Source organism: Sphingorhabdus sp. (genome assembly GCF_046154385.1).
Classification (GTDB): Bacteria; Pseudomonadota; Alphaproteobacteria; order Sphingomonadales; family Sphingomonadaceae; genus Sphingorhabdus_B.
Genome location: NZ_JBJXFW010000045.1, coordinates 64791 through 76328 on the forward strand (window position 1 = coordinate 64791; position 11538 = coordinate 76328).

The following is an 11538-nucleotide window of genomic DNA, read 5'->3' on the forward strand; positions in this document are numbered from 1 at the left end:
GTGTGCCGTTATGTTTTGTGTCAGAAGCGTGAAAATTTCGAACAAGCCAATGAAGGCTAGGGGGATAAAGTCATGAGCATCAATATCGGTCCACCCGTGGTTGATGAATTAAAGCCCAAGATCGCTGTTATCGGTATTGGCGGCGCGGGCGGTAATGCTGTCGCAAACATGATTGGGGCAAAGGTTGAGGGCGTCGACTTTGTAGTCGCCAACACCGACGCCCAGGCACTCAACGCATCTCCGGCGGAATATCGCATTCAACTCGGCCCTGACATTACGCAGGGTCTGGGCGCGGGTTCACGTCCCGAAGTCGGACGCGCTGCGGCTGAAGAAACCATTGAGCAGGTCAAGGCGGCATTGGCGGGTTGCCATATGTGCTTTATCGCTGCTGGCATGGGGGGTGGTACCGGAACAGGTGCTGCGCCTGTCATCGCCAAAGCGGCCCGTGAAATGAACATATTGACGGTCGGTGTGGTGACCAAGCCCTTCCTGTTCGAAGGTTCACGCCGGATGCGCTCGGCCGATTCAGGCATCACTGAATTGCAGCAGCATGTCGACACCCTGATTGTTATTCCGAACCAGAATCTATTTCTGGTCGCCAATCCGAACACCACCTTCAAAGAAGCATTTTTGCTGGCTGATGAAGTGCTTCAGCAGGGCGTTCGCGGGATTACCGACCTCATGGTTATGCCGGGTCTTATCAACCTGGATTTCGCCGACGTCCGTTCTGTCATGCACGAAATGGGCAAGGCAATGATGGGTACAGGTGAAGCCGAGGGCGACGGTCGTGCATTGGAAGCCGCCGAAAAGGCGATCGCCAATCCCCTGCTGGATGGCGTTTCTATGCAGGGTGCGAAAGGCGTTATCGTTTCCATTACGGGCGGCGAAGATATGCGCCTTATGGAAGTGGACGAAGCGGCCAATCACATTCGTGAATTGGTTGATCCTGATGCAAATATTATCTGGGGCTCGGCATTTAACGAGAATCTGAACGGTAAAATCCGGGTGTCGGTGGTTGCGACCGGAATCGACAATGACGGTTCGGCTGCGGTGCCCAGTGCACACGCAACGCGGCCATTCGCCTTCAGCCGCCCTGCCGATCCTGTTGTAGAAGCTGAACCCGCAGCAGAGCCTGTGGTTGTCGCTGCTCCCGAAATGGAAATCGAAGAAACTGTCGCTACTGTCACCGAGGCAGAGGATGGCAGTTTTGAATTGGGCAGTGCTCATGTGGCTGATGCCGAATATGAAGATCTGGCGTCGGGTGGTTCGCAGGATTCTTCTGCAATGTCGGCGGATAAAGACGATGATCTGCTGGTGCTGGGCGATGAGGATGTTGCCGGTTCCGACATGGACGCGATGCCCGTTGACTATGCGTCCGCTGCGGATGTGTCGCCTGCGCCTGACAAGCCTGCACCTCGTATTTCGACGGGTGGGACTTTGTTTGAACGCATGTCAAACCTCTCGCGCGGGTTGTCGCGGTCTGATGAGGAAGAAGATGCCGCAAAGACAGAGGGTGCTGCTGGCGGCCTCAATATCCCGCGTTTCCTTGACCGGCAGAGCAACAACTAAGCGGAATCCGCGTTCGCGCTGTCATTCCGTCTTTTTTATGCAACCACTGAACGAAGCAAGAGTTAGTCTTGCTTTGCTTCGGTGAAGTGTCGCACCATGAGAGGCGCATGAATGTGACAATGTTACCTGTGGTCTTTGCCATTGCCGCCCTGTGGGCAACAAGTGCCGCCAGCGCCCAAGTCGAGGAAGATCACGCCCATGACGCCGCTGAAACGGCCGAGGCCGTGGTTGCCCAGCCCTCAGTCGTTGAACCTGCCGGCGCGGTGGAGCTGCGTTCGGCGATGCGCCGGATCTCGTTGGGGCCGAATGATGCCGATGCATTGGCGGATGCAGGAAATGCCGCGCTCATGTTGGGCGATGCAAACGCGGCATCGAATTTCTTTACACGCGCGAATGCATTGCGGCCCAATAATGGCCGGATCATAGCAGGCCTGGCCGCCGCGACCGTGCGTGCGGAAAATCCCTTTGAAGCGTTACGCTTGTTCGATGACGCCGTCCGTTTGGGGGTAAGCGAGAGGGTGATTGCTGCCGACAGGGCGCTCGCCTTCGATCTGTTGGGCAATTTCGCACGCGCAGATCAAGATTATAGGCTGGCACGATTGGCGACCAATTCGGACGAGTTAATCGTCAAACACGCCATTTCCAAGTCATTGGCCGGAAAATGGGGCGAGGCCGATGCCATGTTGGTGCCTTTGTTGCAGAAAAATGAACCGGCCGCATGGCGTGCCCGCGCCTTCATGCTTGCGGCACGCGGGAACTTTCGGGAATCTTCGCAGGTAACGCAAGGTTTCATGGACGCGCCATCGGCGAAGCGAATGGAGCGTTATTTAAGGCTGATGCCTGATTTGACGGGCGCGCAGCAAGCCGCCGCGATCCATTTGGGACATTTTCCGGTGAGCCAATATGTAGGCAGGGATAGCGAGCAGGTTCGCAAGGTCGCATCCAATATTCCTCCTGTCCAACCGGCACCAAATGACAGCCGCCTGATTCCGGCAGGCGACCCCTTCGGGACCAAAAATGCCACGCCTGCTTCCAACGAAAAGGCAAAACCCGCCGACAGTCGGCGTGATCGCAAGGCAAGGGATCAAGAGCAGGTGAAGGCCATTGTCGCCAATATTCCGGAGGCTATGAAGCTGCCGAAAACGGACACTGCCAGATTGGGCACCGAAACCGCACGCGCAAAAGTCGAAGAAGCGGCTGCCGCACGGATAAGCACCGCCAACATAAGCACATTGCCGCCACCTGAATCGGCACGGCCGCCACAGAAAATCGATTTGTCTGTCCAAAAAGCTGCACCCGAGGTTCAGACGTTGCCGCGAACCGTAAATGTGGCGGTTCAACCGTCGCCCGAACCCGCTGTGGAGACACCGGCGCCCATTACACCCACGCTCGCTGCAGCACTCCCCCCCGCAACACTCCCTTCTGCTGTTTCCGAACCCGCAATTGCGATTGCCAAACCAGTCCCGGACCAACCACAGGCTTCAGCACCGGCCGCTTCGACCTTTGACTTGGGGGCTGTGGTCAGCGCAATTGAAATACCCGAAAACGAACAAAAGCCGTCAACATTTGCGGTCGATCTGAAGAAGATCAAACCGGTGGCACCCAAGACCGTGGTAGCCGAAGACCCTTCAAAAACGCCCAAAGTTGACCCGAAAATTGCCGCCAAGGCAAAAATTGCCGCGGCCAATCCCGCACGCTTTTGGGTGCAAATTGCAACGGGCGAAGCCACCGCTTTAGGGGTTGATTACCGCAAATGGGTGAAGAAGAATCCGGAAGTGTTCAAATCTACCTCAGGCTGGACATCGACTTGGGGCAAAACCAGCCGCCTTTTGGTGGGTCCATTTGCCGATCAGAAGCTGGCAAAAAAATGGGAAGCTGATTTCAAAAAAGCCGGTGGAAACAGCTTCTTGTGGAAAAGTGAAAATGGCGTTGTGGTAACCGCGCTCAAAGGCAAATAACGTCTGGCAGTTGTAATGGGTAACCGGCATAAGCCGCAAATGACTTCACTCGCCCCTTATGCGTGCTATCCTGAAAAGAGCAGGGGGCGTTTGTATCCCGAGCCAGACCAGAATATTCGCGGCCCCCGTAATATCTTTCAGCGGGATCGTGACCGTATAATCCACTCCATCGCGTTCCGGCGTTTGCGGCATAAGACACAGGTGTTCATTTCGCCCGATGGCGACCATTATCGCGTGCGTTTGACCCACAGTCTGGAAGTCGCGCAAATCGGGCGCACGATTGCCCGGGCGCTTGGTTTGAATGAAGACCTGACCGAGGCATTGTGTCTGGCCCATGATATCGGGCATCCGCCATTCGGGCATGCGGGGGAGGATGCTCTTGCGGAATCGATGGCCCCTTATGGCGGGTTTGACCACAATGCCCAAACGCTGCGCACCTTGACCGAACTTGAATCGCCTTATCCTGCTTGGCCCGGGCTCAATCTGAGTTGGGAATTGCTTGAAGGTCTGGCGAAACATAATGGACCGGTTGAAAATCCCGGTTGGGCGCTTGCGCAAGTGGATGCCAGGCATAAGCTGGACTTGCGAAGCTGGCCTTCGCTTGAGGCGCAAATCGCCGCGATTAGCGACGATATCGCCTATGATAATCATGATATCGATGACGGAATACGGGCGGGATTGCTGGATATCGATCAATTGCTCGAACTGCCGTTCGTCGCGGAGCGGTGGCGGGGGATCGAGGCGCGGTTCCCGAATGTCAAACCCCGCCGTCTGATCGGAGAGCTAACCCGCGAGCAGATCGGGACAATGGTCAACGATGTGATCAGCTCAACGCGGGAACGGATTGCAAAATTGGGAATTTCATCCGTCGACGATGTGCGTCAGGCGGGCGTGATGATTGGCGGCTTTTCGGATGCGATGGCGGCTGAAGAGCGCGTGTTGAAAAAATTCATGTACCGCAATCTATACCATCACCCGACACAGCTGGATGCGGCGGGTCACGCCAAAACCATCATTTCCCGGCTATTTGCCATCTATCATGCAGAGCCGGATCGGTTGCCCGCGGAATGGCAAGAGAATATGCCTGCGACAGAACCCGAAGCCAGCCGCCACATTGCCGACTTTTTGGCCGGAATGACCGACCGTTACGCGACCAACCGATATCATGAGGCCAACGCGTAGCGGCAGGTGACGGTCCCTGCATAACACAATGTTGGGGACAGTCCCCAGGGGGACAGTCCCCGCACAACTCAACGCCGGGGACTGTCCCTTTAGGGACTGTCCCCTTTTTGACACAACGTTGGGGACAGTCCCCAAGGGGACAGTCCCCTTTTTCAACACAACGTCCGGGACTATCCCCCTATTTTAAACCACGCATGTGCATTTAATGGATACTGACCCTAGACGGTTGACTCTCCCCGACCAAATAGCCAAAGGACGGTTGTCGCTGACGAAACGGGAGAGTGACAGGTTCGCCTGTCCGCCGAAGGAGCAACCGCCCCGGAATCTCTCAGGCAAAAGGACCGCTTCGGCTTTTGCGACACTCTGGAAAGCGCTCACCCAAAGTGGGCCACCGAAGGGGTAAAGCTCTCAGGTATCCGTGACAGAGGGGGTAGCAGACAAGACATCAACCGGTGTCTGTCGCTGCGACTCTTGGAACGGATTGATATGAGCGAAGAAGAATTAGAACCCATCGAAATATTGGAATTGCCGCTGGGTGACTGGCATCGGGCACGCGGTGCCCGCATGGTCGAATTTGCCGGTTATCATATGCCGATCCAATATGAAGGCATCATGGCCGAACATTTATGGACGCGCGAAAGCGCGGGCCTGTTCGACGTAAGTCATATGGGCCAGTTGATGCTGTCCGGCGAAGGTGCGGCGGATGCCCTTGAAAAGCTGGTGCCCGGCGACATTAGCGCGTTGAAAGAGGGGCGGATGCGCTATTCGCTCCTGCTCGACGAAGATGGCGGCATTTTGGACGACCTGATGGTCACAGCCGCGCCCATGGGGCTCTATGTGGTCGTCAATGGCGCCGTAAAATGGGACGATATCGGCTTTTTGCGCGAATATCTCCCTGATGAAATCACCATCAACCATATGGATGACCGTGCATTGCTCGCGCTTCAGGGTCCCAAAGCCGTTGATGCACTGTTGCGTGTCGTGCCGGGCGTCGACGCACTGTTTTTCATGGAAGCAGGTTCTTTTTTCTGGGGTCCCAAGACCGATCCCGAACCGCTCTGGATCAGCCGTTCGGGCTATACCGGCGAAGACGGATTTGAAATTTCGGTGCCCGCATCCCATGCAAAAGCATTGGCAGACGCCTTATGTGCCCAAGCTGAAGTCAAACCGATCGGCCTTGGCGCGCGGGACTCGCTGCGGCTGGAGGCCGGGCTGCCCCTGTACGGGCATGATATGAATCCGGAAATTGACCCGGTTGAAGGCAATGCATCCTTCGCAATTTCGAAGCGCCGCCGTGAAGAGGGCGGATTTAACGGTGCCGACCGCATTTTGAAGGCGTTGGCACAGGGGCCCGCACAAAAGCTGGTCGGGTTTGCGGTCGATGGCAAAATGCCCGTGCGCGAAGGCGCGCCGGTTTTTGCACAAGACACGCAAGTCGGCACAATCACATCCGGCGGTTTCGCCCCCAGCGTCGGTGCGCCCATCGCCATGGGCTATGTTGCCAGCCAACACACGCCAATTGGCACCAAGCTTGTGGCAGAGGTTCGCGGCAAACGCGTTGCCCTGACCGTCGCTGCCTTACCCTTTATTCCCCATCACTATCACCGGAGAGGAAAAGCCATATGACCCGTTATTACACCGAAGATCATGAATGGATCGACGTCGATGGCAACAGTGCAACCGTCGGCATCACTGATTATGCACAAAGCCAATTGGGCGACATCGTGTTTGCCGAAGTGCCTGCTACGGGCGCAGTTCTTAAAAAAGGCGGGGATGCGGCGGTGGTCGAATCCGTAAAGGCGGCATCGGACGTTTACGCCCCTGTCAGCGGAACAGTAACCGAAGGCAATGACGCGTTGGAAGGCGATCCGGCTCTCGTCAACACCGATCCCGAAGGCGAAGGTTGGTTTTTCAAGCTGACGCTGAGCGATACCAGCGAGCTTGCCAGCCTGATGGACGCAGCCGCCTATAAGGCATTTGTCGAAGCATATTAAACGCAACCCCGCATCTGGAATTGCGAAAAAGGATAGGATTGCATGCGTTATCTCCCACTTACCAATGCGGACCGACAGGCAATGTTGGCTGTGATCGGCGCGGAATCCATCGATGATCTTTTCGTCGATGTTCCCGCAGAGGCCCGATTGGCCGGACCGATTGCCGGTTTACCGAACCATGCGAGCGAAATGGCGGTTGAGCGGCACTTTTCCGATCTTGCACGCAAGAATATGGCGGCGTCACACCATCCGTTTTTCTTAGGGTGCGGCGCCTATAAGCATCATGTGCCGGCGTCGGTGGACCATATCATCCAGCGTGGCGAATTTCTGACGGCCTATACGCCGTATCAGCCCGAAATTGCGCAGGGCACGCTGCAGATGCTGTTCGAATTCCAGACGCAAGTCGCGCGTCTGTTCGGATGCGATGTTGCCAATGCGTCCATGTATGATGGCTCCACCGCCTGCTGGGAAGCCATTGGCATGGCCGGACGGATCACGAAACGGCACAAGGCAATCCTGTCGTCGGGCCTGCACCCGCATTATGTCAGCGTGGCCCGCACCATGGCAAAATATACAGGCGACCATCTCGATACGGCGTTGCCCAAACTGTCTCCCACCACCGACAGCGCGCGTCTTTTGGATGCCATTGATGGCGAAACGAGCTGTGTTGTCATCCAATATCCAGACATTCTGGGACGTATAGATGATATATCGGCAATTGCCGCAAAGGCGCATGAACATGGCGCATTGCTGATCGCGGTCGTCACAGAACCTGTTGCTTTGGGTGCGATCAAGGCACCCGGTGAAATGGGGGCGGACATTGTGGTGGGCGAGGGGCAATCTCTTGGCGTCGGCCTTCAATTTGGCGGACCTTATGTCGGGCTGTTTGCCTGTAAGGAAAAATTCGTGCGCCAGATGCCGGGGCGTCTATGTGGCGAAACGGTTGATGCCGAAGGTAAGCGCGGCTTTGTTTTGACCCTGTCGACCCGCGAACAACATATCCGGCGGGAAAAAGCGACTTCGAATATTTGCACAAATTCAGGGCTTTGTGCGCTTGCTTTCAGTATTCACATGACGTTGCTGGGTGAAAAGGGACTGCGCGGATTGGCGCAGGTAAATCATGCATTGGCGGTACAGGCGGCGGACCGGTTGACCCACATTCCGGGTGTAGAGTTGGTCAACGACAGTTTCTTCAACGAATTCACCCTGCGCTTGCCAAAGGAAGCACGGCCGGTCGTGCGCGCGTTGGCGGATAGGCAAGTTTTGGGCGGTGTGTCGCTTGGACGGCTTTACCCCAATGCACCCGAACTGGAAAATGGGCTGGTTGTGGCGGTGACGGAGACGGCCTCTGCCGAAGACATCGAAACATTTGCCACCGCTTTGCAGGAGATTTTGGCATGAGCGCACTCAATCAAAGCGGTTGGAAACCTGAAATGGGGCCATCGGGCGATGCCAAGCCGGCGACTTTTACCGGCAATCGCGCATTGATGCTGGACGAAGCATTGATTTTCGAGATCGGCACGACGGAAACGACCGGAGTAGACTTGCCGGAAGCCGGCGTCGTTGCTTCGCGCCTTGGCGGTTTGGAACGTAACCGCAAGATCGGGTTGCCCGGCCTGTCCGAACCTGAAACGGTCCGCCATTATACGCGGTTGAGCCGCCAGAATTATGCGATTGATCTGGGCTTTTTCCCATTGGGAAGCTGCACCATGAAGCATAATCCGCGTCTGAATGAAAAGGTCGCACGGATGGCGGGTTTTGCCGACGTGCATCCACTGCAGCCGGTCGAGACAGTTCAGGGTGCGCTTGCCGTTATCAATGAACTGGCGTTCTGGCTGATTGAACTGACCGGCATGCACGGCGTTGCCATGACCCCCAAGGCTGGTGCACATGGCGAGCTGTGCGGTATTTTGGCGATCAAGGCCGCGTTGGAAGCACGGAGCGATCCGCGCAGCGTCATTCTGGTGCCCGAAAGCGCGCATGGCACCAATCCGGCGACGGCGGCCTTTGCCGGATTCTCGGTCGAAAATATTCCCGCAACGTCCGAAGGGCGGGTTGATCTGGATGCGTTGAAGGCGCGGCTTGGTCCCGATGTGGCCGGCGTCATGATCACCAACCCCAACACATGCGGCCTGTTCGAACGCGACATGAAGGCCATTTCCGATGCGGTTCATGCTGCGGGTGGCTATGTTTACTGCGATGGTGCGAATTTCAATGCCATTGTCGGGCGGGTGCGGCCGGGTGATTTGGGCATCGATGCGATGCACATCAACCTGCACAAGACATTTTCGACCCCGCATGGCGGCGGCGGCCCGGGTTCGGGGCCAGTGGTGATGTCCAAGGCGCTGTCGCCCTACGGACCTTTGCCCTTCACCGAACGCCACGCCGACGGCCGCTATTCCCTCGTCGAAGAAGAAACCGTGGGCAAACGGCATCCGCACAGCTTCGGCCGGATGACCGCTTTCCACGGGCAAATGGGCATGTTTACACGAGCCTTGTCCTACATCCTATCACACGGCGCCAACGGCTTGCGCCAGGTTGCCGAGGATGCAGTGCTCAACGCCAATTATATCCTGCGCAGTCTCGAAGGGACAATGGACGCGCCGTTCGCGCATAGCGGGCCGTGCATGCATGAGGCTTTGTTCAGCGACAATGGTCTGGCCGAAGGTTTCACCACCCTCGACATTGCCAAGGGTTTGATCGACGAGGGCTATCACCCGATGACGGTGTACTTCCCGCTGGTCGTACATGGCGCGATGCTGATCGAGCCCACCGAAACCGAAAGCAAGGCGACCCTCGACCAGTTTATCGGGGCCATGCGGTCCGTTGTGCAGCGCGCGAAAGCAGGCGATCCCTCGCTTAAATCCGCACCGCACCATGCGCCGCGCCGCCGGTTGGACGAAACGCTGGCAGCCAGAAAACCCATGCTGGTCTGGCATGAACCTGAAGAAGCTGTCGCCGCCGAATGAGTAATCCCAAACCCTTTGTGTTCGAACCGTCGGCAGAGGCCAAACGCACCGCCCCTGCCACCGAGCGCAATTGTGATGTGATCACTGTCGTTTTGAGTGTAAACTTGCCCGCGCAGGGAACGGTGCTGGAAATTGCCAGCGGGACGGGTGAGCATATCGTCCATTTCGCGGCGCAATTCCCGCATCTGGCGTGGCAGCCCAGCGATAGCGATCCGTTGGCACTTGCATCGATCGCTGCGTGGCGTGCAGAAAGTCGCAGGGATAATCTGCGCGCACCTGTGCATTTGGATGCGGATTCCGAATGGCAAATCGGGGATGTCGCCGCTTTATTATGCATTAACATGGCCCACATCAGCCCTTGGGCAGCGACACAAGGGCTTTTGCGCAACGCGGGGCGTATCTTGCCCCAAGGCGGGTTGTTGTATGTATATGGTCCGTTTCGGCGACAGGGCATACCGACAGCGGCCAGCAATGAACAATTTGATCGAAATTTGAAGGCAAGAAACAGCCTGTGGGGCCTTCGTTTTGTCGAAGACATATCGCGCGAAGCGGCACTACATGGCCTAAGCTTGGAAGACGTGATCGAAATGCCGGCGAACAATCTGTCACTGATTTTTCGGGCTTGAGTTAGCGTATCCCATATATTTGCAAATGCAACCAACCCAAGTCCCGTTTTCTCGAAACAAGTTAACCCGTGAGATCAATGCGCTCGATCTTGGCAACGGGGGAGCGTTGCCGAATACGAGTTCCCGTAACGTCATCTTCATATTGCGCCGTCAGTGAGTAACGTTCGATGGCATAAATTCCCGGGGAGGAGCCATCCTTCTCAGCCTTCAATGGAGCATAGATCCGTGTTTTGATCGACTTAAGCACAACATCGGTCCATTTCGTATCCCCCTGGCTACGAATGACTTCCGGCTCGTCGACCTTTCCATCTGCACTGATCCAGAAACCGATGTCGACCCAACGTTTTTCCACCACCTGCGTTCCAATGCGATTAAGATCGCTGCCTCCTGCTACGGCTCTCGCAGCTTGTGCTTCGTTCATCTCGATCGGCTTGGAATGGAACAGCAATGGGCGTTCCGTCCCGCCAAGCGCAGCATATCGCGCAATCAGCTTGTCCGTCGTCGCACTGTTGCCGTCGCTGCGGTCCATTCGGGATTTCAATACTTCCGCCACGATTTTGAACTGTTCCGCCCCGGTTGTCGGCTGCAAGAGAAACGCATCAATAGCATCTACCGCTTCTTTTTTCCTGAAGGCGGTCTTTTCCGTTTCGGCACGTTGAACCCGAAGCGACAGGTCACGCAAGCGCGCGATGGCAGCAACCTGCGGCAGAGATTTGGCCAGTGCCTGTTTTTCAATCTGCAAATATTTGTCGCCGGCCTCGTCCAGATATCCAAGCTTCATCCGCGAATCCGCCACTTCGATTTCTGCGCCAAAGACGCGATAATCGTCCGATTTCAACGCCCCTTTTAACGTGTCGCGCATATCGAGAACCGATAGACGGTAAATATCCGCCTCGCCGAGGTGGATGGCGACATTTCCGTTGGCGCGCAATAAATCGGATACTTCAATAGGAAACTCTTCTTTATGCTTGCGGTTCCGACCCAATGACCGGGCCAATGTCTCACGCGCATTTCGATAGTCGCCTTCGACAAACTGGTTTTCTGCATGGGCAAGCGTTGCTTTTATGTCTTCCGCCGGAGGACATGCACGAGCCAGACAAGCCTTCAGATCATTTTCGGTATCTTTTAATGAGCGGGCGGTGACGACAATTTCCCTTTGATCGTCATTTTGAGCCGCAGCCGGTAGGCTGATGCCGGTTAAAAGGATTGCTGCGATAGTCGGAATGCGGGTCGGCATTTT

At 56.3% G+C, this 11538-nt stretch carries 9 protein-coding genes and 1 riboswitch; of the genes, 8 read left to right on the plus strand and 1 reads right to left on the minus strand.

The window, feature by feature from the left end:
- Nucleotides 1–72: 72 nt before the first annotated feature.
- The 8 genes from ftsZ (at nucleotide 73) to ACKVOS_RS08915 (ending at nucleotide 10298) form a co-directional block, all read left to right on the plus strand.
- Nucleotides 73–1569: a cell division protein FtsZ gene (gene ftsZ / locus ACKVOS_RS08880; RefSeq protein WP_409211653.1), complete on the plus strand. Its 1497-nt coding sequence runs from the start codon at nucleotides 73–75 to the stop codon at nucleotides 1567–1569.
- 113 nt (nucleotides 1570–1682) lie between these two features.
- Nucleotides 1683–3527 (plus strand): hypothetical protein, encoded by a 1845-nt coding sequence (locus ACKVOS_RS08885; RefSeq protein WP_409211654.1) that lies wholly within the window; start codon nucleotides 1683–1685, stop codon nucleotides 3525–3527.
- Between the two features lie 39 nt (nucleotides 3528–3566).
- Nucleotides 3567–4709 (plus strand): deoxyguanosinetriphosphate triphosphohydrolase, encoded by a 1143-nt coding sequence (locus ACKVOS_RS08890; RefSeq protein ID WP_409211655.1) that lies wholly within the window; start codon nucleotides 3567–3569, stop codon nucleotides 4707–4709.
- A gap of 264 nt (nucleotides 4710–4973) precedes the next feature.
- A riboswitch (glycine riboswitch) is annotated at nucleotides 4974–5063 on the plus strand.
- 132 nt (nucleotides 5064–5195) lie between these two features.
- Nucleotides 5196–6335: a glycine cleavage system aminomethyltransferase GcvT gene (gcvT, locus tag ACKVOS_RS08895; RefSeq protein WP_409211656.1), complete on the plus strand. Its 1140-nt coding sequence runs from the start codon at nucleotides 5196–5198 to the stop codon at nucleotides 6333–6335.
- On the plus strand, nucleotides 6332–6703 hold the full coding sequence (gene gcvH, locus ACKVOS_RS08900) for a glycine cleavage system protein GcvH (RefSeq protein ID WP_409211657.1): 372 nt from the start codon (nucleotides 6332–6334) through the stop codon (nucleotides 6701–6703). The genes gcvT and gcvH overlap by 4 nt, the downstream gene beginning before the upstream one ends.
- A 42-nt stretch (nucleotides 6704–6745) precedes the next feature.
- Nucleotides 6746–8104 (plus strand): aminomethyl-transferring glycine dehydrogenase subunit GcvPA, encoded by a 1359-nt coding sequence (gcvPA, locus tag ACKVOS_RS08905; RefSeq protein WP_409211658.1) that lies wholly within the window; start codon nucleotides 6746–6748, stop codon nucleotides 8102–8104.
- Nucleotides 8101–9672, plus strand: a complete 1572-nt coding sequence (gene gcvPB, locus ACKVOS_RS08910) for an aminomethyl-transferring glycine dehydrogenase subunit GcvPB (protein WP_409211659.1) — start codon at nucleotides 8101–8103, stop codon at nucleotides 9670–9672. Before gcvPA ends, gcvPB begins: the two co-directional genes overlap by 4 nt.
- A complete protein-coding gene (locus ACKVOS_RS08915; protein WP_409211660.1) occupies nucleotides 9669–10298 on the plus strand; it encodes a DUF938 domain-containing protein in 630 nt (209 codons plus the stop codon). The genes gcvPB and ACKVOS_RS08915 overlap by 4 nt, the downstream gene beginning before the upstream one ends.
- A 61-nt stretch (nucleotides 10299–10359) precedes the next feature.
- Here ACKVOS_RS08915 and ACKVOS_RS08920 read toward each other — a convergent pair whose 3' ends face one another.
- Entirely contained in the window at nucleotides 10360–11535 is a 1176-nt protein-coding gene (locus ACKVOS_RS08920; RefSeq protein ID WP_409211661.1) for a hypothetical protein, read from the minus strand.
- Between the last annotated feature and the right edge of the window lie 3 nt (nucleotides 11536–11538).